Source organism: Abyssibacter profundi (genome assembly GCF_003151135.1).
GTDB classification, from domain to species: Bacteria; Pseudomonadota; Gammaproteobacteria; order Nevskiales; family OUC007; genus Abyssibacter; species Abyssibacter profundi.
The window spans coordinates 1-23,763 of record NZ_QEQK01000004.1 but is presented as its reverse complement, the minus strand read 5'-3'; the positions used below and the strand labels follow the sequence as shown (position 1 = coordinate 23,763).

Sequence of the window (23,763 nt, the reverse complement as noted above, 5' to 3'; positions counted from 1 at the left end):
CCGGTGTCGTTCGCCGTGATCTTAGCGGCGTTCCTGCTCGCGCCTATCGGTCGCGAGAAATCGTTGCTGCACGGCAGGCGTCGCCACCGCACAGTAAGCGCTGCGCCCGAACAGGGCGTAGCGAAAGCGCCCGACCACACGATAAACCGCATCGCGAATCGGCCGCGGGATGATCAGGCATATCGCGATCCAGCGCCATGGTGCACGCAAGTGACGCGCGATGCGCAGTGCGGCTTCTGAGCGCGCATGCACGCCGTCGGCGTCCAACAGATAAACCGTCGACAGCTGTTGCACGTCCAGCCCGTCCGGCGCCTGCGTTCCGGCCCAGGTCGATTGCAGCGGCGCAAACCGAAACAGGGGTTCCGCCTCGTGGCGTAGCACGAAACGAATGCTCGCGTTACATAAGCCGCAATGGCCATCGAAGAGGATGACGGGATGTGTGCCCGGTCTATCCATCATCGTCGACGCCGGGGCGTCCTGTGGTGCTAAGCCGCAGCTGGGGGTGGGTCTTCGGCGCCGAGCTCGGGGGGGCGGTAATCCAGTCCGCGACGCCCAAGCCATCGTTCACCTGTGCCAGATCGGCATCCGGATCGATCAAACGGCGAGCTGGCCGGGCGTTCAGTGAAACCCAGGAGTCCGCATACACCTGAACCGGTCCGACGCCGCGCTGATTGAAATCATCACGGATGCGATGCGCCAGCTGCAGAATCAGGTCGGGTTGGCCGGCCATTTCGCGGTACTGCATTTCGGTCAAATAGTCATAGGGCGACACGACCTGCGTGCGCCCGCTTCGATCCACGACGCGATAAGCCAGCGAGCCCGACTTTTCCCGCAGCATCACCCGCCAAGAGAATCGCATGCCCTGCTCATGCCAGAGCACCGTGCCCGGATAGGCCCAGTGCCGCAGTGGCAGCAGAAACTGCACCAAACAGAACCCGAGTAGACACACGGCCATGGCCGGCCGCAAGGGGGACACCCGCTGATCCGCGGACTCGGCGCGGAGTGGGGTTGTGCCCTGACCAGCACGCAGTTTGGCCACCAGCCGGCGCGGCCAGTCGGCGTCGAAGAACACCAGCACGGACAGCACCATGATGAAAGGAAACAGGCCGATGCTGAAAAACAGGTGCGTCAGCACATGGAACAGCACGATCAGGGCGAAGGCCCAGGGCCTTGCCCTGCGCCACAACATGAATCCGATGATCGTGACGTCAAAGACGAATGCGAACCAGGAGAACGCGAAATGCACCCAGACTTCGTCTAGCAACCAGCCAATCAGCGGCAAACCTTCCAGCGGCGGCAACCAGATATTCAGCGGCTGGGCATGCAGTAGCCAATCGCTTTCGAATTTGGCCCAACCAGCATAGAAGTACAACAGACCGACCTGGAAACGCAGCCACCAGGTTTGCCAGGCCGGCAAGGTCTCTGCACGCAGGGACGGTCGCCGCCAAGCATCCAAAGACCAGGCGCGGTGTGGCGACAGCCAGCACAGGATGAACGCCAGCAAAATCACCAGATAATGGTGATTCAGGTAGGTGGTCACGTCCATCAGTTCCGCATAGCTGAACAGCAGGACGAAAGCGATGGCCGCAAGGCGATAGAACAATCCCAGCGCCATGCAGAGGGCTGCGACGGCAATACCGCCGAACAAGCTGTAGAGCAGCCACCGCTCCGGCACGGCCACCCAGGCGAACCCCCAGTACTTAAAGTGGAAGCTCGGCTCGACGTAGAGACGATCAACCCACCCCAGCGCCATAAACCGGAGCGTGCCCACACATAGCAGCAGGCCAAACAGCACCCGGAACGCCGCCAGCGCGGCAATATCCCGGGGCTTGTTGGCAGCGACCAGCAGCCGCCGCCAGGCTGATGAGGCATCCGGCGGCGGCGATGCTTTTGCAGGGTGGCTAGTCATTATCTCCGGCAGCGCGATCCGGTGTGGCCAGCGACAAGGCGCTGACAACCTCGGTGCGGAAGGTATCCATCGCATCCTGAATCGCCCCGTGCAGCGCACAGGCGGCCGGCTCTCCCGTGGCATTGGCCGATGCGTTGGTGCATGCCGCTGAATCGTCGATGGCCTCGACTTCAGTTTCGAAGTCCGGGTCGATCTGGGTGTCGATCTGGTCCAACGTGACGTCCAGACGGGCGAGCAGCTTGTCGACGATGTCCTGGCGATCAATGCCGGCGAGCAGATCATTCATCCCCATGCCGCCGGCCTGGCCCGTGAACACGTCCCGGAACATCTGCACATTGGCCCGCAGCGATGGAGTCGAAGCCCGCGCATACGGGTGTTCCACCCGCGACACATCATTCCCCGAACACACCAGCCCGGTCGCGCCGATTCCCGTGGGGCAGGCGATCTTCCGGTCCTTGGTTTCCTTCTCTACGTAAAACAGCGAGGTGGATAAGGCGTCCAGAGCATCCTGCGGCGTCATGTAGACATCGCTGCCGGCACCCGCCTGCGACCACTGTGCGATGAAATTGCCCTCACCCGCTTCCCAGGCATCGCGCAATTCCTCGGCACGTGCGGCAATGAATGCCGCCACTGCAGCGGCGTAGTCGGCACGCGACTGGGCAACGTCGACCCCGCTATCAGGCGGGCAGGCGCTGTTCGGACCATCGAAGTACAGCAGATACTCGATGGCACCCAGACCCATGGCATCGATCCGCGTGGACGCGGTGACCGGGTCGCCGGCATAGGCAGAGCGATCCACCGCACAGGCGTTGAACGCGGGATAGGCGTAGATGAGGTCACGCAGGTCCTGCCCACCGGGAGCATCCGAGGGCGCCGCTGGACCGACGGCCACCACTTCGACGCGTTGGAACTGCACGATGGCCTCAGCCCAGGCCGCCTGCGCGGCTTGACGGGCTGCGGCGTCGGCCGGATCGGCCGCATGGGCGACCATCGCAGTCTCCAGCTCCGCAGCCTCGGTGGCGAACACCCGCAGTGCCGGCAGGATCACCGAGGTTCCGAGATCGGCGAGCACGGCACGTCGCGCTTCATCACCTAGCATGACGCCGCCGCCATTATCGCCCCCTCCACCGCAGGCCACTAGCGTGGCCGTGGCGATGGCGATCAGGCCCTTGCTCCAGCCAGGCATTACCAGGCCTCCAAATTCGCCTGGCTAAAGCCATACGTCGTGCCGATGAGGGCACGGGCTTCGAGCAGGTCCTGGCGATACGTCGGATCGTTGGTCAAGGCCGGCTGGTCATCCAGCAGGGCGTGGAGATCGGCAAAGCGCGAGCCGACATTCATCGGTGAGGCCGGATTGAACTGCAGCCCCAGCGCAAAGCCCTTCATTTCCGCCCAGGCCTTGGCCAGGTCAGCCAGCCCCGCCGAAGCATTGGTATCGCGCTCAGCCATCGCATCCAGCACATCATTGATGTAGTGCACGATGGTGGCCGCAATGGCCTGCTCCCAGGTGCTCACGGCATCGTCGCGCGCTGTCAGCAATGCGGCCTGTTGGTCGCTGCTCATGTCATCGAACCCGACGCCGGCGGCGGTGATCACGGCACGGCCCGTCAAGAACGCTTCGAATGCCGCCGTGGTGAAATCCGTCGGGCTGGATGGATCGGCACCCACATCGCGCTTGGCCGCATTGGTCGATGCCCCGAAATTGTGCTCGGAACGCACGTCGATGAAGCCATCGTTATTGTCGTCCACCACGCCATCGCGGTTGACGTCATCGCTGCGGTCGGCGTAGCGACGCGCCGCCCCGAAGTAGCCAAAGCCCTCGTCCCACTGGTGCTCCAGCGCCGAGTACGGATTGCTTCCGGCCTGCTCTGCCGACGCCAGCAGCCCCTTGCCCGGCGTGGCCGGATCATTATCCAGGTAGTCATCCGTCCCCTGTGCGAAGACCACGGCGCCCAACAGGAACTTCTGGATGTACTGGGCGTAATCAATGCCCGTGGTCGAGACGTAATGCGGCTCGCCGGGCGCATTGGTGCCCTGCTCCGCCTGATTAGAGACCGCCGTAATCAGATCACGCAAAAACGCTTCGGCGTTGCTCTGCCCGGACACACCCTGGAACTCGGTGTTCCAATCTTTCCAGTCGGTCACGGTATCGTTGCCCGCAAACTTTTCCTTCAGGTGCTTGGTGCCGCATAGCTCGCCCAGCGTATCGACAGCCTCGGGCACGGGAAGCGTGGTACCCAACACGGTCTGCGTGTTCTGCGCCGCGATGTCGCCGGCAATGGTGTCATCAAAGTACGGCACCGAGCTTCCACGGTACTCGCTGCTACTGATCTCGCTGGCATCACGCACCGCGTTATCCAGGGCAATAATCAACGTCTGACGGCAAACCTGCCCCTGGTAGCTGACACTGGAGGCGCCCGCCTCGAACTGCGACTCGAAGCTGTAGGTCGTCGGAACCATGAACTCGTCGCCCGACACCGCAATGGTGCCGTCGGTGTCGCTACAGGCGGCCAGCAGCGCCAAACTGCCCAGCCCGGCAGCCAGTGGAGCAAGGTGTCGTCGCGTCATGTCGTCATCCTGTTGTTGAAAATGATTCGGCAGCCACCCTGACTGCCGCGGCGCGGAGTGTAACAAATGAGAATCGTTTGTATTCTTGATGCAGAACTCACTTACAGCACCGCGGCTCGGAAGGGCTGGTTCCTCAAGCCAACATGTTCCACCATGTTGTGGGGACCACGGCGCGATGGCCTGGCCGCATGCTTGAATCTGCGCAGCCAGGGCCTCACTACAGCCACCAATGACTGGCTCGGCCAGCCACTGCCGCGCTGACAGAGGATCGTCATCGCGCGTGATTTACCGCACGTCTGCTGTACAGGGTCGGAACCGGCCTTGGTGCGGAGCTATGCACTTCATCGACGAGACCAACATGACCCATCACGCTGTGATCAATGCGTTACGCGAGGCCGTGGAGGCACGCATTCTCGGCCAGACGCATCTGGTGGAACGGATTCTTATCGCACTGCTGGCCGACGGTCATCTACTGGTAGAAGGGGCGCCGGGCCTGGCCAAGACCACGGCAATCAAGACGCTGTCGGATCACCTGGAGGCGGATTTCCACCGCCTGCAGTTCACGCCTGATCTGCTGCCCTCCGATCTGGTCGGCACGGAAATCTTTCGACCGGAGCAAGGGGCTTTTGAGTTTCGCCACGGCCCGATCTTCCACAACCTGCTATTAGCCGACGAGATCAACCGCGCTCCTGCAAAGGTTCAGTCAGCGCTGCTGGAGGCCATGGCTGAGCGACAGGTCACCGTGGGGCAGACCACCTACGCCCTCCCCGACCTGTTCCTGGTCATGGCCACACAAAACCCGATTGAACAGGAAGGGACTTATCGACTCCCTGAAGCCCAGCTCGATCGCTTTTTGATGTACGTGAAGGTGGGATACCCCGACGCCGGGACCGAGCGCGCAATTCTGCGACTGAGTCGGGCGACGGATCGCAAAACTGCGCCGCCGACTCCGGCGACACGGATCGACCAAGCGTCGGTTATGGCCATGCGCGCTGCCTGCCTGGACTTGCATCTGGACGACGCCGTCGAGACCTACATTGTCCAGCTCATCCAGGCCACGCGGACGCCGGCACACTACGGCGAGGACCTTGCCCGCTGGATCGAATTCGGTGTCAGTCCACGCGGAACCCTGGGCCTGGAACGTTGCGCCCGTGCCCACGCCTGGCTACGTGACCGAGACTATGTCTCTCCCGACGATGTCCAGGCCATTGCAGCCGATGTCTTACGCCATCGCATACTGCTGAGTTTCGAGGCGGAGGCCGACGGCGTCGACAGCGATGCCGTGGTCAATCACTTGCTCGAGCGTGTGCCGGTTGCCTGACATCGTGGCCGGACGAACGCGCATCGACATGGAAGCACTGACCGGCCTGCGCCGGCAGGCCGCCGCGTTGGATTTGTCATCCCGACCACGGGTGATGACCGACTTGGCGGGGGCGCACGCATCTGGTTTCCGTGGCCGCGGCATGGAATTTGACGACTACCGCGTGTACCAGCCAGGGGATGACCTGCGGGCGATGGACTGGCGGGTGACTGCGCGAACCGGCACCCCGCACGTCCGCCTCTATCACGAAGAGCGCGAACGTCCGGTCATGCTCTGCGTGGACCTGCGCCCGGCGATGTGGTTTGCCACACGCGGTCGCTTCAAGTCGGTCGTGGCCGCCCAGGCTGCGGCCCTTTGCGGATGGGCGGCCCTGGACAACAGGGATCGTGTGGGCGGGTTGAGCTTCGATGGTCAGCGGCATGCAGAAATTCGCCCTGGTGGGCGACGCCAGCTGCTGCAATGGCTGCACACACTCGCTGACTCCACGCCGGCGCACGGCCCGGTTCGCGCGGATGCGTTGAGCCAACTCCTGCGGCGGCTGCTGCGCACCGCACGACCCGGCACGCTGGTGGGCCTGTTCAGTGATTTCCGCCAGCTCGGTCCAATGGAGTCGGCGCTATTGCGCAAGCTGGGCCAACGTGTGGAGCTGATTTTAGGCTTTGTCGTCGATCCCATTGAGCAGCGCCTGCCTCCAGCAGGACGCTACCCACTGGCCGATGAAACCGGTCAGATTCGCTGGATCGATACCGGCGATCCGCATCATCGACGTCGGTGGTCCGAGCAGTACGCGCAGCGACGGGCGGCTGCCGAATCGGCGGCGCGAAGCTGCCGCGCACACTGGGTCGAGTTGTCTACGGATGGCGAGCCACTGGATGCGCTATCAACCGCGCTTGGGCGCCGGCGTCAGGTCGCTTAGTCCATGAATCCCGGCACGACTCCAGATCCTCTGGCCCAGCTGCGTGGCCTGCACCCACCTCCAGACCCCAGCGCATGGCCGCTGGCACCCGGCTGGTGGCTCCTCGCATTGCTGGTGCTACTGGCCGGCCTGGGACTGATCTGGCTGATTCGCTGGTGGCGTCGCCCAACCGCCCGGCGCCTGGCCTTGCGCGAACTCCAGCGCCTGCAGAACTGCCGGCAGCACGACGACTTTCATGACCAGCTCGCAGCTTGGTGGCGGCGATGTGCCATGGCACGTGATGGTCAGCAGGTGGCCGGCCTGACAGGTGATCGCTGGAAACAGCAGCTACAGCAGGCCGCCCCCGAGGTGGATATCAGCTCGGTCCACAGAGACCTGTTTGAAGCCCGCTACGAGCCGCAGCCAGGCACTCAAACCGATGCCCGGCAGCTGCTGGAGATCAGTCGCCGCTGGGCACGCGAGGCACTGCGATGATTCAGCTGCTCTGGCCCTGGTGGTTGGCCGCTCTGCCCCTGCCGTGGCTGATGCTGCGTTGGGCACCGCCGGTACGAAGCGGACAGGCCGTGCACCTGCCCATCCACGCTGAACTGGCCCAAGCGGCGGCGGCCGATACGCAGCGCCGGCGACGCTTGAATGCCCGTCAGCTGGCCGCCGGTCTGGTCTGGGCGCTGCTGGTGTTCGCGGCCTGCCGGCCGGTGTGGCTGGGCGAACCGATCCGGTTGCCCACCAGCGGACGGGACCTGATGCTTGCGGTGGACGTCTCTGGCTCCATGGAGGAGGCGGACATGGAGGTAGCCGGCCGGCGGGTGAACCGGCTGCGGGCCGTGCAATCGGTGGCCACGGATTTCATCCAACGACGGACCGGTGATCGGGTCGGACTCATTCTGTTCGGTGACCGCGCTTACGTTTACTCACCGCTTAGCCTTGACCGCGAAACCGTCGCCACCCTGCTCGGCGACGCCCTGGTGGGTCTGGCCGGACAGAAAACCGCCATCGGCGATGCCATTGGCCTGGCGGCCAAGCGGCTGCAGGACAGCCCTGCCAAGGAACGTGTGCTGGTCCTGCTCACCGATGGCGTCAACACGGCGGGTGAACTCGAGCCGGACAAGGCGGCCGAACTCGCGGCCACGCTGGGCATCCGCATTCACACCATCGGTTTCGGAGGCGGGACACGCGCCCTGGGCGGCTTCTTCCAGATCCAGCAGGCGCAGATCGACGAGCGGCAGCTCCAGCACATCGCCGAACAAACGGGCGGACGTTATTTCCGCGCACGCGACACCGATGAGCTGGAGGCGATTTATCGTTTGCTAGACGATATCGAACCCGTGGAGGTCGATGCCCTGAGTGTCCGACCGCAGGACGAACTGTTTCTGTGGCCACTCGCGGCAGCCGGTTTGCTGGCGACGACCTTGCTCCTGCTCCGCCGCTGGCGAGAGCAACGCGGGGCACGGGCATGATCGCAGCCATTGAACAACTAGAGCTGCTACGCCCGGGATGGTTGCTGGCGCTACTGCCCTGGCTGATCTGGGTGCTCCACAGCCATCTCAGCCGGACACGCGATCCGCGCTGGTCACAGGTCATCGAACCAGAGCTACTCGATGCGTTGGCGACCGGCCCGGCCACCGGCGGGCACGACTGGGTCGATCGGCTGTCGCGTTGGGCACTGCGCCTGGCGGTTCTGCTGGGCATTGTGGCGCTGGCCGGACCCAGCTGGCGCGAGCAGCCAGCGCCCGTGTTCCAGGCGAGTACGGCGCGTGTGCTGGTGCTGGATTTGTCGCAATCCATGAATGCGCAAGACCTGCCGCCCAGCCGCTTGGCCCGGGCACGATTTGCAGCCATGGATTTGATCGACTCGGCCAGTGATGGGCGCCTGGCCGTCGTGGCATTCGCCGGCACCGCACATGCCGTCGTGCCCTTGACCACTGATCACCGCACGGCCAAGCATTTGATCGGCACCCTGGCCCCAGACCTCATGCCGGTGCCCGGCAGCGCCATCGCCACCGGCCTGCGACAAGCCCTGGCGCTCATGGAACAGGGGCAGGCGCTGTCGGGCGACGTGATCCTGCTCACCGACTCCGCGCCGGACGAGGCCGCCCAAGCGGCCGCGCAGCAGTTGGCGGACGCCGGCTACCGACTCAGCGTGGTCGGTTTTGGCACACGGGATGGCGCCCCAATCCCCAGCGACCGCGGGGGCTGGGTCCACGATCGATCCGGCCGCATGACACTCGCGCGGCTCGATGAACCCGGTCTGCGCCGACTCGCTGCCGCTGGCGGCGGTCAATATCAGCCGCTTCCAAACCAGGCACTGACCCTGGAGATGTTGGGCGTGCAGGCCGTCGCCCGGGGCTCTTCGAACTCCGCTGACCATAACGAGACCCGGCGCCGCGAAGACGCAGGCCCCTGGCTGGTGCTCCTGGTGCTACCACTGGCGCTGCTTGGCTTCCGTCGGGGCGCGCCCTGGCTGGCCACCGTGGCACTGACACTTGCGCTCACCGACCCCGTGTACGCGCTAGGCCCCGACTGGCTGTGGCGAAACGCAGATCAGCGCGGTCAAGATCAGCTGCAGGCCGGACAGCCCGAAGCGGCCATGCAAACGTTCAAAGACCCGAACTGGAAAGGCACGGCGGCCTACCAGGCCGGCGACTACGAGGCGGCCATCGATGCGTTCTCAGCCCCCACAACGGCCGACCAAGCCTACAACCTGGGCAATGCCCTGGCCCGGGCCGGGCAGCTGGATGCCGCCATCGAGGCTTATGACCAGGCCCTGGCGCTCGATCCAACGCTGGAAGACGCGGCCTTTAACAAGGCGCTGGTGGAACAACTCCAGCAGCAGCAAGCCTCACAGCAGTCGCCATCGCAAGACCCATCGGAGTCGTCTGAATCAGGGCAGGACAACGCCAATCCATCGGAGGGTGGCGAATCGGACGCAGAGGATGCCGAGGGCAATCCGTCGGACCCGCCGGGTGATGATCAGCGCTCGCAGGGCACCCCGTCGGCGGAGGACAGCGACCCGCAGTCGCCCGCCCCGGACGATGCCACGCAGAACGACCCCGCCGAGTCGGCGGACGCACCCTCCGCGTCCACCGAGGATGACCCGGCGGCAGATGCCGACAGCCCGCCCGATCAAGCGGCCGGCAACCCGGCCCTGCCTGACCCGGCGTCCGAGGCCGAACAAGCCGCAGTCCAGCAATGGCTCCGCCGTGTGCCGGATGACCCAGGCGGTTTATTACGCAACAAGTTCCTGCTCGAACAACAGCGCCGTGAGGCCAGACGCCAACGTGAAGCCAATGAGTGAGCCCATCCGAAGACGCCCCCGCCGCCTCGCAAGCGCCGTGACGGATGCCGGCAGCTGGCCGGTGCTGCTCGCGCTCGTGACCCTGCTGCTCTGCGGACTGCCCGGCGGGGCCATCGCTGCGGTCAACGCCACGGTGGACCGGAATCCGGTCATGGTCGGCGAGACCTTTAATCTGACGCTGCGCTCCACGGATGAGCGTGAGGGCAACCCGGACTGGTCTGCGCTGGAGGGCCGGTTCCGGGTCCTCAACACGGTGAGCGGATCGGAGTATCGCCTGATCAACGGACGGGCTTCGCGAAGCCGGCACTGGACGGTCACGCTGGTTGCCACGCGCCCGGGGGACTACGAGATTCCATCCATCCAGGTGGGCAGTACTTCGACGAACCCGATCCCGCTCACCGTGGTGGCCCCGGAGGCCGGCGATGGGCCCCGTGACGCATTTATCGAGTTCGAGGTCGATCGCGACAGTGCCTACGTCCAGGAACAGGCCCTGCTCACCGTGCGGCTTTATGTCAGCGGAGACCTGGTCTCCGGCCAGCTCGGTGAGCCCAGCGCTCCCAACGCGGTGATCGAACAGATTGGTGAACAATCCGAATCCCGCGCGATTCGCGACGGCCAGCGCTACCACCTCTTCGAGCGCCGCTACGTGCTCTTCGCGGAGCAGCCCGGCGAGCTGGTCATCACCGCACCGCAGTTCACAGGCGAAATTTCGACCGGGCGTCGGCGCTCATCGATGTTCAATCTGGGGCAGTTTGCTGGCCAGACCCGGCAGATATTCGCAGAAGGCGAGCCGATGACGCTTAGCATCCAACCGCCCCCTGCAGACTGGACGGGCCCGTGGCTGCCTGCATCCAATGTTGAACTCGAACAGTCCCTGGTGCCCAACAGCGGCCCCTTTGTGGCAGGCGAACCATTCAGCCGAATCACCGAACTGGTCATCGACGGTCAGCTACACACGCAGATTGATCCGCTAACCCCACAACAGCCCGACGGCGTCCAGGCCTATGGCGAGCCCGCCGATACCCAGACCAGCGAGTCCCGCAACGGGGTACGAGCCCGTTTGGCCCAGCAATGGGCACTGATCGCCAACCAGGCCGGCGAGCTGGTCCTTCCGGAAATCAGACTGCGCTGGTGGGACACCACCGCTGACCGTCCACGGGAAACCGTGATTCCGGAGCGCCGCATCCAGGTGGAGCCAGGCGCCATGGCCACCACGCCCCCGCCCCCTTCGCAAGCGGTCACCAGTGAACCCGATGTTACGACCACCCCGTATACCCCCCCGCTGCGGTCAGTCGCCGACTCCGGGATCTGGCCGTGGCTGGCGGCGTTTCTGGGGCTGGGCTGGCTGCTCACCATCGGCGCCTGGTTTGTTGCGTCTCGTCGCCGCTCCCAGGACCGGAGAATCCCGGATACCCAACCCGCCGCGCCCTCCACACGCCAACTGATCAAAACACTGCAGTCGGCGACACCGTCAGAGGCACGGCAGGCCCTGCTGGGCTGGGCGCGACAGCGGCATGCGCCCCATTTCGTGTACACGTTGGAGGACTGGGCGCGCCGCGAGGCCGACCCACAACTGACGCAGGCCCTGACAGCCCTGGACGCCCACCTCTACGCAGGCCAGATGACCGGAGCTTGGTCGCCCGAATCGCTGTGCCAGGCGATCCGGCAATTACCCGATCGGCCAACCGCAGCAACGCCCATCGCGACCCTGCCACCACTGTACCCAGAAGCCCAGCCCAGACAGGCCACATAGGGGGTCAGGCCGGCAGAAGACGCGTGCAAAAAAATATGGCAGTCTTGTGTCAAAGGCGTCCTGCCACTGATTCGCCACTGCCAAATCCGACCGACCGCACAAAAAAAACCCCCGAACGGTTACGTCCGAGGGCAACAAGTCGCCTGGGTGGGGACATCCCCGAGCAGGCAGACTCCATGGAAGTCGGGACCGGCGGGTTGGGCACAGTCATCTTGTAGATGCCTGAACCGGTGAAAAAGTTGCACGAGACTGCTTAAACGAATTCCGCAGCCAAAAGCGGACATTCTTTCCGACAACCCGGCAGGCCTAGCGGCGCCGGGTTTTCTTTTGGCGGCGGAAACCAGCAGTCATACGCTGGCCATCACGAGCGGTGGGCTTTTGATCCCATTTATTCTACACGCGACGCGACAGCCGGCGTCAGGCGTCCGCTGGATCAAGGCCCTGGACTGAGAACGCGCGCACGCTGAACGCCCGGCGTCTCCGCCGTGCAGCTCGGCCGTACCGCGCGGTCGCTGGCCTGCGCTAACCGTGGCCTGTGCGCTTGGCCCCCGCTGCTGACACCACGGCGGAGCAACCGGGTCCGGTTGTTGCTCTGTCACCGCACCACCGTCCTCACGGCGACCGTGCACGCCCGCGCGCCGCTGTCACTCGACAAGCCACTCCCAGACAGCGCCGAAAGCAGGCTGTGTTCAGGGCGGCCGCAGGGCCTCGCTTGATTCACAGGTAAGCCCGATGGGACACTCCCGCGCCCGTCATGGGGTTGTTTTGGCGCGCCAGACATGGCCGGCGCCCCCCTGACCCAGAATGAGCGGGTGCCATTGGCTCCGATCGCAGTGATGCATGGCGCAGGTCACAAGACCTGCCCGACGGTTTTCTCCAGAAGGACAAGGAACTTTATGAGCAATTACACGCAAGCGGGTGGCCTGCAGGTTGATAGCGGCCTCAAAACCCTGATCGATGAAAAAATCTGCCCCGGTACCGGCGTCAGTCCCGATCAGTTCTGGAGCGGGCTGGAGTCCATCGTCAAGACCTTTGCGCCCCGCAATCGCGCATTGCTGGAAACCCGCGAAGCGCTGCAGGCCAAGATCAACGACTGGCACCTGCAACGTCGTGGCCAGTCCCACGACGCGGCTGCATACAAGGCGTTTCTGGAAGAGATCGGCTATCTGCTGCCAGAACCCGAAGCCTTTAAGGTCAGCACCCAAAATGTGGACACCGAGATTGCAGCGCAGGCCGGCCCGCAGCTGGTGGTGCCGGTCAAGAACGCGCGCTATGCGCTCAACGCCGCCAATGCGCGTTGGGGCAGCCTGTACGACGCGCTGTACGGCTCGGATGCCATCTCTGAAGAAGGCGGGGCCGAGCGTGGTGGTGCCTACAACCCCGTGCGCGGCAACAAGGTCATCGAGTTCGCCCGCAAGCATCTGGATACCGTCGCCCCGCTGGCCAGCGGCAGCCACGTGGGTTCTAAGGCTTACCGCATCGTCGACGGCGCCCTGCAGGTCACGACGGCCGATGATCAAACGGTCGGCCTCGCGAATCCCGAGCGTTTCGTTGGCTATAACGGGGAACCGAACGCCCCGGCGGCCGTCCTGCTCAAGAACAACGGCCTGCACGTCGAAATCCAGATCGATGCCGACAGCCCCATCGGTCAGACCGACGCCGCCGGCGTGAAGGATTTGCTGGTCGAGGCCGCAGTCACCACCATCATGGATTGCGAAGATTCGGTGGCCGCTGTCGACGCAGAGGACAAGATCGAGGTTTACGGCAACTGGCTGGGCCTGATGAAGGGCGACTTGTCCACCGCGCTGCAAAAGGGTGGCAAGACCATCACCCGGACGCTGAACGGCGACCGCTTTTACACCGGCGCCGATGGCAACGAGCTGCGGCTGCACGGTCGTAGCCTGCTATTCGTGCGCAATGTCGGTCATCTGATGACCAACCCGGCGATTCTCGATGCCGAAGGCAACGAGATTTTCGAAGGGATCATGGACGGCATGGTCACGTCGCTGGCCGCCATGCATGACCTGAAGGCCGACAAACGTGATCCCGAGCACAAGGGCAATTCGCGCACGGGCTCGGTGTACATCGTAAAGCCCAAGATGCACGGTCCCGAGGAAGTGGCCTATGCAAATGACCTGTTTGCCGCCATCGAAGATGCCCTGGGCCTGGATCGCCACACGCTGAAGATCGGCATCATGGACGAGGAACGCCGCACCACGGTCAACCTCGCTGCCTGTATTGCCCAGGCGAAGGAGCGCTGCGTGTTCATCAACACCGGCTTCCTGGACCGGACCGGCGATGAAATCCACACCTCGATGGAAGCCGGCCCCTTCATCGCCAAGACCAAAATGAAGGCCCAGCCCTGGATTAAAGCCTACGAGGACTGGAACGTGGATGTCGGCATTCGCTGCGGCCTGTCTGGCAAGGCCCAGATCGGCAAGGGCATGTGGCCGATGCCGGACGAGATGGCCGCCATGCTGGACCAGAAGATCGGCCACCCCAAGGCGGGCGCGACCACGGCCTGGGTGCCCTCGCCCACCGGTGCAACACTGCACAGCATCCACTATCACCATGTGAACGTGTTCGAGCGGATCGAGGAGCTGAGCAAGCGTGAGCATGCGAGCCTGGACGACATCCTGACGATCCCGCTGCTGGGCGACGACCGTCCCTCAGCCGAGGAAATCCAACACGAGCTGGACAACAACTGCCAGGGAATTCTCGGCTACGTGGTGCGCTGGATCGACGCCGGTGTGGGCTGTTCCAAGGTGCCGGACATCAACGACATCGGACTCATGGAAGACCGAGCCACGCTGCGGATTTCCAGCCAGCATATTGCCAACTGGCTGCATCACGGGCTTTGCACGCGCGAGCAGGTCGAGGAAACGCTCAAGCGGATGGCCCAGGTGGTGGATCGTCAGAACGGTGGCGACCCCAGCTACACGCCGATGGCGCCGGGCTACGATGGAATCGCCTTTGCCGCATCTTCAGCGCTGATCTTCGAAGGCACCACGCAGCCTAGCGGCTACACCGAACCGCTGCTGCATCGCTATCGCCTGAAAAAGAAAGCGGCTGCCTGATACCGGCTGCTCAAGTCGATGAACGTCAAACGCCGCATCCAGTTGGATGCGGCGTTTTCGTATCCGGCATCAACCGAGGCCCTAGGAGCCCTAGGGCGCTAGCTCCGCCCGGGGAAATGCTCCTCGATTAGCTGCAAGACCTTGGTCGAGGTCAGTGGCTTGTTCGAGAACGCACCGATCACGCTGCGCTCGCGCGCCAGCTCCGCATCTTCCGGGTTCAGGGAGGTCGTGAGCATCATCACCACAACCCCGCGCCGGCGCTCCGGCGGTAGCTGTTCATAGCTATCCAGAAACTCCCAACCACTCATGATCGGCATGTTGATGTCCAGACAGATGAGGTCCGGTGACGGGAACCGCCCCTGATCGTCGGGCGTTAGCAAGTAATCCAGCGCTTCCTGGCCGTTGAGCCGCTCGACAATGCGATCGGCAACCCCCATGTCCTCCAGCACCGCGCGGTGCAGAAAATTATCCGCCTCGTTGTCATCCACGAGCAGGACTTCATTCAAGGGCTTGTTCATGTTCGGATCTCTTTCAGATAAACGCAGAACCGGCTGCCGCCCAGCGGGCTGTCTTCCACCCAGATTCTGCCGTGGTGCATGTCGACGATCTTGCGGCAATGCGCCAGACCAATGCCGGTACCGCTGTATTCAGTCCGATTATGAAGGCGTTGAAAGATCATAAACACCTTCTCGCGATGGGCTGGCTCGATCCCGATCCCATTGTCGTCCACGGTGACCAGCCAGCCGTCTTCGTAGGGCTTGGCCTGTAACTCGATCACCGGCGCGACATCCGGACGACGAAACTTGATCGCATTGGCAATCAGGTTCTGGAACAGCAGGCGAATCTCCACCCCAAAGACGTTGAGAACCGGCAACTCGCCGACGGTGACCTCAGCACGCGCAGCCTTGATCGCCTCGGACAGATCATCGCAGACGCCCGCGGCCAACAGGCCAAGATCGGCCCGGGTCGGGACGGCCTCAATGCCCAGCCGGCTGTATTCAAGCAGACCGAAAATCAAGGCCTGCATGCGGGTACAGGACTCGATGATGAATCGCAGACTCGTCTGCCCTCGCGCGTCCAGCTGATCCCGGTACTGATTGTCCAGCAAGGAGCTGAAGCTCAGTATCGTGCGCACCGGCTCCTGCAGATCGTGTGAGGCGATGTAGGCAAACTGTTTGAGTTCACGATTGCCTGCCTGCAGCTCCAGGTTCCGCTGTCGCAGCGAACCCAACGCATCGCTCAAGGCCTTGCCCAGATGACGGGCTTCGCCGCTGAGCTCCTCCGGCAGCGTCAACGTAGGATGCTGCTCGCCCACATGCTCGACAGCCTGCGCCAGGCGTGCGATCGGGCGGACCGCCAGCCGAGACAGCCAGACGCCGATCAAAATGGTCACGGCGACCAGTGCCAACAGCAGCAAAGCGGCCTGACGGGCCAGCTGCCGGGCCGGGAGGGTGGCGTCGGCCTTGCTCGTGACCATGAAGATGCCGAGGCGACGACCCAGGTCAGGCGGACCATAGGCCACCGACCGTGCCGCCATGACCCGATCTGCCTCGGCGCGTAACAATCGTTCGTTCGCCTGCGGGTTGGTCAATACAGCGGCCAGACGGGGGAAGACGCTGTCGACGGTCACCGGATCACCGCGTTCAAAGGCGAATGCCCGCCCCGGTTCCGGATGCCAGAGAAACTGCCCCTGATCATTGGTCAGGTAGACCGCCTGGGGCGTCTGTGTCGCCGCCACAATCTCGACCAGTGTGGGTTGGATCGCCAGATTGATGACCACCAGACCGAACAGCTCGCCATCAATATGCACCGGCACGGCCGCGCGGATTACAGGCAGATCCGGTGACTCGATCTGACCGAGCTCACGATTGAGATTAATCGCCGATAGGTAGAGCTGCCCCGGCGCCCGGCGGCGGGCCTGCCGGACATAGTTCCGATCGGCCTTGGACTGCAGCCCCCCGTCCGCAACGACCTCCACCGGCTCGCCCGGTCGGCGGCGCTGCACACGAACCAGTTCCCGGGCATCGTCCGCCATGCCGATGTAGCGCACCTGCAGGTAGGCTGGTTTACTCAACAGGGTCTGCTCAAAGATGACGCTGAGTCGACGCTGCCACTGGGCCACGGTCGACCCATCCTCGGGGTCCGCGCCGTCATGGGCCTGGGCCCGCGCAATCCCTTCGATGGGCGGGGTGCCGGCCAGCAGCGTGACGTCGCGCTGTAGCTCGTTAATGCGTGCCCGGAACATCGAAGCCTGCAATGCCGTGGCACGATCCAACTCGCCGAGCCGGGATTCAATCAGCTGGTCGGTCAGGCGGCTGAGAATCAGGCCCGCTGAACTGGCTGCGGTGACGATGACCAACGCCGACATCACTGCAATGATTTTAGTCGATAGACGCAATCGCACTCGTCGTGCTGACGCTCCGCCTGGGTGCCTGCGCCCATGGTATCGAAGGCGCGATTCGCTCGGGCAGTTTTCGTGAGCGCGGTCGTCTCCGGTAAACTTGGGCCGTGCTCCACGGTCGACGTGAGGGGGGTCGGACACACCGAAAGCACGCCAAAGCCCCAACCGTGGACTGTTTTATGGATCGACCGATCATCCCGGCGCTGATGACCCTGCGACGACTCCGCCGCATGCTGCGCCACAGCGTGTGGCTGCTCGCGACTTCAATCGCCTGGGCCCAACCGTCACCGCCCGACAACATGGACGCGCGTGTTCAGCCCTGCGCTGCCTGCCATGGCGAGTCCGGTCGGGTTGCGGCCGACGAAGACTACTTTCCTTCAATTGCCGGCAAACCCGCCGGGTATCTGTACGAGCAGATGATCAATTTTCGCCATGGCCGGCGACAGCACGACATTATGCAGGCCATGTTTGCGGTCTTGTCGGAGGGCTATCTCAACGAGATCGCCGTCTACTACGCGGCGCAGACACCCAAGCTTCACTCCCCGACCCGCCTGTCGGAGCCCGACGCCGGTGAGATCGAAATGCTGATCCGGCACGGGGACGCCACCCGCAACCTGCCGGCCTGTACGGCCTGTCATGGTGATGACCTGATCGGCGCTAAGCCGACGATCCCGGGCCTGTTGGGTTTACGCTCGGAATATCTGGCGGCCCAACTGGGCGCCTGGCGTGAAGGCACCCGCCGTGCCGCCGCGCCTGACTGCATGCATACGGTGGCCATCCGCCTGAGCCCGGCGGAGATTGACCGTGTATCTCGATGGCTGGCCAGCCAACCCTATCCGAGAAACGCCAAGCCCCTGCCACAGCTGCCCGCGCCCTTGCCGCTACCCTGCGGGGCAAGCCGATGAACTGGCTGAAGCTCGCGACGGCCAGCATCCTGGGGGTCGGACTCATTGCCGGGCTTTGGCTCATCTGGCCGGTGCTGTTTCCAACGCCCGTCGCCGACACCCAGCCAGCCATGACACCGGAGCGCATCGAACGAGGCGCCTACCTGGCCCGAGCCGGCAATTGTATTGGCTGTCATACGGCCAAGAGCGGGCCGCCCTACGCGGGCGGCCGACGAGTCCCCACCCCCTTCGGGAGTCTCTACACCACCAACCTGACGCCGGACGACGCCACCGGACTCGGACAGTGGAGTGCGGCCGACTTCTACCGGGCCATGCACCTCGGGCGCAGCAAGAATGGTGGCTTTCTGCTCCCGGCCTTTCCGTTCACAAGCTACACCCGGATCACCCGCGAGGACTCCGATGCGCTCTACGTGTTTCTGCAGTCGCTCGCACCCGTCGAACGCGTGCGGCCACCCAGCGACATGCGATTTCCGTTTGATACCCAGCTCGCACGACTCGGCTGGCAGCGCCTGTTCTTCAAACCGTCTACGTTCGAGCCGGATCCCAAGGCCAGTGCGGCCTGGAATCGTGGCGCCTATCTGGTTGAGGGCCTCGGACATTGCAGCGCCTGCCACACCATCCGTGGCCCACTCGGCGAGGAAAGCCAGGCCCACGCCTATGCCGGCGGCCCGATCGCCGGCATGGAATGGGATGCGCTGCCGCTCAATCTCAACCGGCGCATGAACGATGTCGACCGACGCGAGATGCATGCACTCCTAAAGGCAGGCACCTCACGCGATAACGCGGTCAGCGGCCCCATGGCCGAGGTCGTGTTCAACAGCACGCAATATCTCGACGACAGCGATCTCGATGCGATGATCACCTACATCGCCAGCCTGCCCGTCACGGACTCCCCAGCCCCCAGGGTCACCACCCGCGTGGATGGCGTGCGGCGCAGCGAATTGATCAAACAGGGGTCCGTGGTCTACGCGAACCATTGCGCGGACTGTCACGGCCGTGACGGCGAGGGTCAGCCCTTCACCTACCCCGCCCTGGCCAACAATCCGCTGGTGTTGGCACCATCGGCGAATAACGCCATTCGCATCGTCTTAGATGGCGGGTTCGCGCCCAGCACCGCCGCGCACCCGCGCCCGCATGGCATGCCGCCGTTCAGCCACCAGCTCAGTGACGAGGAGATCGCCGCGGTGATCAGCTATATCCGGGGCGCCTGGGGACATGACGCCTCGGCCGTGGCCGCCGCCGACATCGCGCGCTACTAGCGCTTGGATCAGCGTCTTCCTAGCGGCCTGTGCCCGCCGCTGGGCGTGACCCACGTGGCCACCAGGCGAGCCCCAGCAGCAGTACGCCGCTCAGGGCAAACAGCAAGGCGCTGGCAGCGGCTAGAACCAGCACGGGGTGATTGAAATCATCGCGCGTGTCGTAGTCCATGATGTGCAGCATCCACACGACATCGAACAGGCGCCACCAGTTGTTTCTTCGCGCCACAACCTGCCCCGTGTCGGCCGACACATAGAGCGCGGTGTCGATGGCGTCATCAAACTGGATGCGCCAGAGCGGGCCCCGGCGGCCACGGGCCTCCGACGGTACGGTTTCGAGCCATTGGGCATCGACGAGTCGCCCGGGGCCGGCGTAATCGGCCTGGGCAATACGCCGTGCAGTCGGTTCATCCAGCGGTGACAAACGGACTCCATCATGCGCCGAGACCAACTGCGGTCGGGCGGTGTCTGCAAGCGGCCGCACGCGGTAAACGGGTTGACCCTGCCACTGCACCAGTCTGAGTTCCGCGACCGCTGACGCCCCCAGATCCAGCCCCTCAAGCACCTGGGCCGGAGAGACGGTGACCGCCTTGAGCTCCAGCGACTCCACCGGCTGCTCGGCGGCGTAATGCAGACCGCGAACCCGCTGCAGGTCAAGGCTGGCCATGATCAGGCCGCCGGCGATCCAGAGGACGACCTGGATCGCGACCAACAGCCCCAACCCGCGATGCAATTTTCGGGTCCAGCGCGTTATTCGGGTTCGATTCATCCGCCTCTCGATTCTCTGCGATACACCAGGACATACACGGCCGGCAGCACCACCAGCGCCAGCACCAGGGTACTGACCAGCCCACCCACCATAGGCGCGGCAATTCGGCGCATGACTTCGGAGCCGGTGCCGTCACTGAGCATGATCGGGATCAGCCCGGCAATGGTGGCGGTTGCGGTCATGACCACCGGCCGCAGGCGTCGCTGCGCACCGTCGCGAACCGCTGCGACCAGGGCCCGCGGTCCGCGCTCGCCCGAAGCCCGATGCGCAGCACGTGCCTGATTCAGGTAGGTCAACATCACCACGCCAATTTCCACCGCAACCCCGGCAAGCGCGATCAGGCCCACCGCCACCGCCACGGACAGGTCGTAATTCAGCCAGTACAGCATCCAGACGCTGCCCGACAAGGCCAGCGGGACGGTCACCAGAATGATCAGCGCCTGGGTGACCGAGCGAAACGCCAGATACAGCAGCAAGGCGATCACCGCGAGCGTGGCCGGAACAACCCATTGCAGGCGCTGCTTGGCGCGCTCCATATATTCGTACTGACCCGACCACTGCAGGGAATAACCGGCAGGCAGATCCAGCGATTCGGCAATTCGCCGCTGCGCCTCCGCCACATAGGAACCGATGTCCCGTTGGTCCAGATCGATGTAGACCCAGCCCGCGCGGCGGGCGTTTTCACTTTTGATCACCGCCGCACCCTCCTCGACCCGGATGTCGGCCACATCGCCCAACTGAACCTGCCTGCCTGCTGCGGTCACGATGGGCAGCCTGCTCAAGGCCTCCGGTGACTCGCGCCAGTGCTGCGGATACCGGAGGCTCACGGGATACCGCTCCAGGCCCTCAACCGTCTCGGTCACGGCCATCCCCCCAACAGCCGTGCGGACAACGGCCTGCACATCCGCGATGTTGAGACCCAGTCGCCCCGCCGCCCGACGGTCGATATCAATGGTGATGTAGCGCCCCCCTGCAACCCGCTCGGCATAGACGCTCAAGGTGCCGGGCACCTCCCCCAGCAAGGTCTCCAGCTCCCGCCCAATCGCCTGGATGGTGCCCAGATCCGCACCGCTGATCTTAATCCCCACCGGGGTCTTGATGCCCGTGGCCAACATGTCAATGCGGGTCTTGATCGGCATGACCCAGGCATTGGTCACCCCCGGAAGATTCACGCGTTGGCGGATTTCGTCGCGGATCGCCTCCAGCGTCATGCCGGGTCGCCACTCGCTTTCCGGCTTGAAGGTGATCGTGGTCTCGATCATGGTCAGCGGCGCCGGGTCCGTGGCCGTTTCGGCACGCCCGATCTTGCCGAACACCGTGTCGACCTCGGGCACGGATTTAATCAGCTTGTCGGTTTGTTGCAACAGCTCCCGCGCCTTGCCGATGGACAGACCCGGCCGGGTGGTCGGCATGTACATCCAGTCGCCCTCGTCCAGCGGTGGCATGAACTCGCTGCCGAGCTGTGCCGCCGGCCAGATGGCAGTCAACGCCAAGGCCGCCGACAGCAGGACCGCAACCCAGGGATGACGGGTCACCCATGCAATCAGCGGCCGGTACAGTGCCGCCAGAACACGGCTGAGCGGATTGTCCTGCTCGGGCCGCACCGACCCGCGCACGACGTAGCCCATCAGCACAGGAACCAGCGTCACGGCCAGCCCGGCGGCCGCAGCCATGGCCCAGGTTTTGGTATAGGCCAGCGGTGCGAACAGCCGGCCTTCCTGCGCCTCCAGCGTCAACACCGGTAAGAACGACAGCGTGATGATGGCCAGCGAGAAGAACAGCGCCGGACCGACCTCCTGCGCGGCGTCGGCCACCCGTTGCCAGTGCCGCCGATCATCTTTGGCCGCGAGGTGATGGTGCAGATTTTCGATCATGACGATGGCGCCATCGACCATGGCGCCGATGGCAATGGCCATGCCGCCCAGCGACATGATGTTGGCGTTAAGCCCCTGCCCGCGCATGATCAGCATGGCGACGAGAAGCCCGATCGGCAGGCTGATCACCGCCACCAGTGCGGAGCGCAGATGGAACAGGAACACCAGGCAGATGACCGCCACGATCGCCAGCTCCTCCAATAAGGTGCGCTGCAATGTCTCGATGGCCCGCCCGATCAAGGCCGAGCGGTCGTACACCGGCACGACCTCAACGCCCGCCGGCAGGCTTCCCTGCAACTGGTCCAAGCGCTTTTTGACCGCGGCGATGGTGGCCTGGGCGTTGCCCCCCTGGCGCATCACGATGATGCCACCGACCACTTCGCCCTGACCGTTGAACTCGGCGACCCCACGGCGTAGCTGCGGGCCCAGCTGGATCTGCGCCACATCTTCCAGCCGCACGACAACACCATCGTCTGCCGTGCGCAGCGGCACGGCGCGCAGGTCATCAACCGAGTCCAGATAGCCGGTTGCCCGAACCATGTACTCGGCTTCGGCCATCTCGATCACGGCACCACCGGTTTCCTGGTTGGCCGACTCGATGGCCTGCTGCACCCTGGACAATGGCAGGCTGTGCGCCTGTAGCCGAACGGGATCGACGATGACCTGATACTGACGCACCATGCCGCCGACGGTGGCGACCTCGGCCACCCCTTCGACGGTTTGCAGTTCGAACTTCAGAAACCAGTTCTGCAGGCTGGTCAGTTGGGCCAGATCATGCTGCCCGCTGCGGTCGACCAGCACGTACTCGTAGACCCAACCCACCCCGGTCGCATCCGGTCCGAGCTGCGGCCTGGCCTCACGCGGCAGCGAAGCCGCAACCTGAGACAAGGACTCCAGTACGCGTGATCGGGCCCAGTACGGATCCGTGCCATCGTCGAAAATGACGTAGACGTAGGAGTCCCCAAAAAAGGAAAAACCCCGGACCGTACGGGCATGGGGCACCGCCAGCATGGCGGTCGACAACGGATAGGTGACCTGCTGCTCGACCACGGCCGGCGCCTGACCTGCAAAGGGCGTGCGGATGATGACCTGGACGTCGGACAAGTCAGGAATCGCATCCACCGGCGTTGCCCGCGCGGCCATGACACCGGCGACGATCACAAAGGCCGTGGCCAGCAGCACCAGTGGACGATTGGCCAACGACCACCGGATCAGCGCAGCAATCATGGCAGTGGCTCCATGGCCGTGACCCGGTAGACCCCGTCAGAGGGCATGTCGACCTGGATACGCACCGTCATGCCCTGCTCGATCGGCTCGAGGTTGACGGCCGGCGCCACGGAAAAGCCCATGGTCATCGGTGGCATGCCGATGGAGTGGATCATGTCATGCGCCAGCACCACAGCGCGCTGACCGCGGTGCAGGCTACGCACCTCGGCGCGTGTCCAAGATCCGGAACCATCACTTCCATGGTCCATCTCGCCGTGGTCCATCTCGCCATGGTCCATCTCGCCATGGTCCATCTCGCCATGGTCCATCTCGCCATGGTCCATCTCGCCATGGTCCATCTCGCCATGGTCCATCTCGCCATGGTCCATCTCACCATGGTCCATCTCACCATGGTCCATCTCACCATGGTCCATCTCACCATGGTCCATCTCACCATGGTCCATCTCACCATGGTCCATCTCACCATGGTCCATCTCACCATGGTCCATCTCA

Annotated in this window: 18 protein-coding genes; 9 read left to right on the top strand and 9 right to left on the bottom strand. The window is 64.2% G+C overall.

The genetic code is table 11. The annotated features are described in order from the left end of the window. Positions 1-21 precede the first annotated feature (21 nt). Genes DEH80_RS04695 through DEH80_RS04680 form a run of 4 tightly spaced genes read right to left on the bottom strand, consistent with a single transcriptional unit; the run spans position 22 to position 4,477 of the window. Positions 22-459, bottom strand: a complete 438-nt coding sequence (locus tag DEH80_RS04695; RefSeq protein ID WP_165831292.1) for a thiol-disulfide oxidoreductase DCC family protein — start codon at positions 457-459, stop codon at positions 22-24. Then, entirely contained in the window at positions 449-1,909 is a 1,461-nt protein-coding gene (locus DEH80_RS04690; RefSeq protein WP_109719331.1) for an HTTM domain-containing protein, read from the bottom strand. Before DEH80_RS04690 ends, DEH80_RS04695 begins: the two co-directional genes overlap by 11 nt. Continuing rightward, complete coding sequence (locus DEH80_RS04685; protein ID WP_109719330.1) at positions 1,902-3,095, bottom strand: imelysin family protein; 1,194 nt, start codon at positions 3,093-3,095, stop codon at positions 1,902-1,904. Before DEH80_RS04685 ends, DEH80_RS04690 begins: the two co-directional genes overlap by 8 nt. Beyond that, positions 3,095-4,477, bottom strand: a complete 1,383-nt coding sequence (locus tag DEH80_RS04680; RefSeq protein WP_109719329.1) for a DUF4856 domain-containing protein — start codon at positions 4,475-4,477, stop codon at positions 3,095-3,097. The genes DEH80_RS04685 and DEH80_RS04680 overlap by 1 nt, the downstream gene beginning before the upstream one ends. 358 nt (positions 4,478-4,835) lie before the next feature. On the opposite strand from DEH80_RS04680, the gene DEH80_RS04675 reads away from it, so the two are divergent. From DEH80_RS04675 to DEH80_RS04645, 7 genes are all read left to right on the top strand, one after another. Then, positions 4,836-5,798: an AAA family ATPase gene (locus DEH80_RS04675; RefSeq protein WP_109719521.1), complete on the top strand. Its 963-nt coding sequence runs from the start codon at positions 4,836-4,838 to the stop codon at positions 5,796-5,798. 28 nt (positions 5,799-5,826) lie between these two features. Continuing rightward, a complete protein-coding gene (locus DEH80_RS04670) occupies positions 5,827-6,714 on the top strand; it encodes a DUF58 domain-containing protein (protein WP_165831291.1) in 888 nt (295 codons plus the stop codon). Positions 6,715-6,717: 3 nt separating this feature from the next. Continuing rightward, positions 6,718-7,188, top strand: coding sequence for a DUF4381 domain-containing protein (locus DEH80_RS04665; RefSeq protein ID WP_109719327.1), 471 nt, complete (start codon positions 6,718-6,720; stop codon positions 7,186-7,188). Continuing rightward, on the top strand, positions 7,185-8,171 hold the full coding sequence (locus DEH80_RS04660) for a vWA domain-containing protein (protein ID WP_109719326.1): 987 nt from the start codon (positions 7,185-7,187) through the stop codon (positions 8,169-8,171). The genes DEH80_RS04665 and DEH80_RS04660 overlap by 4 nt, the downstream gene beginning before the upstream one ends. Continuing rightward, positions 8,168-10,009: a vWA domain-containing protein gene (locus DEH80_RS04655; RefSeq protein ID WP_109719325.1), complete on the top strand. Its 1,842-nt coding sequence runs from the start codon at positions 8,168-8,170 to the stop codon at positions 10,007-10,009. The genes DEH80_RS04660 and DEH80_RS04655 overlap by 4 nt, the downstream gene beginning before the upstream one ends. Beyond that, positions 10,002-11,762, top strand: a complete 1,761-nt coding sequence (locus DEH80_RS04650) for a BatD family protein (RefSeq protein WP_165831290.1) — start codon at positions 10,002-10,004, stop codon at positions 11,760-11,762. The genes DEH80_RS04655 and DEH80_RS04650 overlap by 8 nt, the downstream gene beginning before the upstream one ends. 896 nt (positions 11,763-12,658) lie before the next feature. After that, positions 12,659-14,839 carry a malate synthase G gene (locus DEH80_RS04645; RefSeq protein ID WP_109719323.1) on the top strand — a complete coding sequence of 727 codons (2,181 nt, stop codon included), beginning with the start codon at positions 12,659-12,661 and terminating at the stop codon, positions 14,837-14,839. Positions 14,840-14,937: 98 nt separating this feature from the next. Here DEH80_RS04645 and DEH80_RS04640 read toward each other — a convergent pair whose 3' ends face one another. Both DEH80_RS04640 and DEH80_RS04635 read right to left on the bottom strand, forming a co-directional pair. Next, on the bottom strand, positions 14,938-15,357 hold the full coding sequence (locus DEH80_RS04640) for a response regulator (protein ID WP_109719322.1): 420 nt from the start codon (positions 15,355-15,357) through the stop codon (positions 14,938-14,940). After that, on the bottom strand, positions 15,354-17,237 hold the full coding sequence (locus DEH80_RS04635; RefSeq protein WP_165831289.1) for a sensor histidine kinase: 1,884 nt from the start codon (positions 17,235-17,237) through the stop codon (positions 15,354-15,356). The genes DEH80_RS04640 and DEH80_RS04635 overlap by 4 nt, the downstream gene beginning before the upstream one ends. A 182-nt stretch (positions 17,238-17,419) precedes the next feature. Here DEH80_RS04635 and DEH80_RS04630 point away from each other — a divergent pair, with 182 nt between their 5' ends. Then, on the top strand, positions 17,420-18,145 hold the full coding sequence (locus DEH80_RS04630; protein ID WP_207774474.1) for a c-type cytochrome: 726 nt from the start codon (positions 17,420-17,422) through the stop codon (positions 18,143-18,145). Then, positions 18,142-19,404, top strand: a complete 1,263-nt coding sequence (locus DEH80_RS04625; protein ID WP_109719320.1) for a cytochrome c — start codon at positions 18,142-18,144, stop codon at positions 19,402-19,404. The genes DEH80_RS04630 and DEH80_RS04625 overlap by 4 nt, the downstream gene beginning before the upstream one ends. 19 nt (positions 19,405-19,423) lie before the next feature. Here the strand turns inward: DEH80_RS04625 and DEH80_RS04620 are convergent, their stop codons facing one another. The 3 genes from DEH80_RS04620 to DEH80_RS04610 all read right to left on the bottom strand — a co-directional run. Then, positions 19,424-20,170, bottom strand: a complete 747-nt coding sequence (locus tag DEH80_RS04620) for a PepSY domain-containing protein (RefSeq protein WP_133249116.1) — start codon at positions 20,168-20,170, stop codon at positions 19,424-19,426. Further along, entirely contained in the window at positions 20,167-23,271 is a 3,105-nt protein-coding gene (locus DEH80_RS04615; RefSeq protein ID WP_109719318.1) for an efflux RND transporter permease subunit, read from the bottom strand. Before DEH80_RS04615 ends, DEH80_RS04620 begins: the two co-directional genes overlap by 4 nt. Next, the coding region (locus tag DEH80_RS04610; RefSeq protein WP_207774473.1) for a copper-binding protein at positions 23,268-23,763 on the bottom strand (496 nt) is incomplete at its 5' end. The genes DEH80_RS04615 and DEH80_RS04610, both read right to left, overlap by 4 nt.

Coding starts and splice junctions, on each gene's coding strand:
- DEH80_RS04695 (WP_165831292.1), bottom strand. CDS start 459: ATGATGGATAGACCGGGCACACATCCCGTCATCCTCTTCGATGGCCAT.
- DEH80_RS04690 (WP_109719331.1), bottom strand. CDS start 1,909: ATGACTAGCCACCCTGCAAAAGCATCGCCGCCGCCGGATGCCTCATCA.
- DEH80_RS04685 (WP_109719330.1), bottom strand. CDS start 3,095: ATGCCTGGCTGGAGCAAGGGCCTGATCGCCATCGCCACGGCCACGCTA.
- DEH80_RS04680 (WP_109719329.1), bottom strand. CDS start 4,477: ATGACGCGACGACACCTTGCTCCACTGGCTGCCGGGCTGGGCAGTTTG.
- DEH80_RS04675 (WP_109719521.1), top strand. CDS start 4,836: ATGACCCATCACGCTGTGATCAATGCGTTACGCGAGGCCGTGGAGGCA.
- DEH80_RS04670 (WP_165831291.1), top strand. CDS start 5,827: ATGGAAGCACTGACCGGCCTGCGCCGGCAGGCCGCCGCGTTGGATTTG.
- DEH80_RS04665 (WP_109719327.1), top strand. CDS start 6,718: ATGAATCCCGGCACGACTCCAGATCCTCTGGCCCAGCTGCGTGGCCTG.
- DEH80_RS04660 (WP_109719326.1), top strand. CDS start 7,185: ATGATTCAGCTGCTCTGGCCCTGGTGGTTGGCCGCTCTGCCCCTGCCG.
- DEH80_RS04655 (WP_109719325.1), top strand. CDS start 8,168: ATGATCGCAGCCATTGAACAACTAGAGCTGCTACGCCCGGGATGGTTG.
- DEH80_RS04650 (WP_165831290.1), top strand. CDS start 10,002: ATGAGTGAGCCCATCCGAAGACGCCCCCGCCGCCTCGCAAGCGCCGTG.
- DEH80_RS04645 (WP_109719323.1), top strand. CDS start 12,659: ATGAGCAATTACACGCAAGCGGGTGGCCTGCAGGTTGATAGCGGCCTC.
- DEH80_RS04640 (WP_109719322.1), bottom strand. CDS start 15,357: ATGAACAAGCCCTTGAATGAAGTCCTGCTCGTGGATGACAACGAGGCG.
- DEH80_RS04630 (WP_207774474.1), top strand. CDS start 17,420: ATGGATCGACCGATCATCCCGGCGCTGATGACCCTGCGACGACTCCGC.
- DEH80_RS04625 (WP_109719320.1), top strand. CDS start 18,142: ATGAACTGGCTGAAGCTCGCGACGGCCAGCATCCTGGGGGTCGGACTC.
- DEH80_RS04620 (WP_133249116.1), bottom strand. CDS start 20,170: ATGAATCGAACCCGAATAACGCGCTGGACCCGAAAATTGCATCGCGGG.
- DEH80_RS04615 (WP_109719318.1), bottom strand. CDS start 23,271: ATGATTGCTGCGCTGATCCGGTGGTCGTTGGCCAATCGTCCACTGGTG.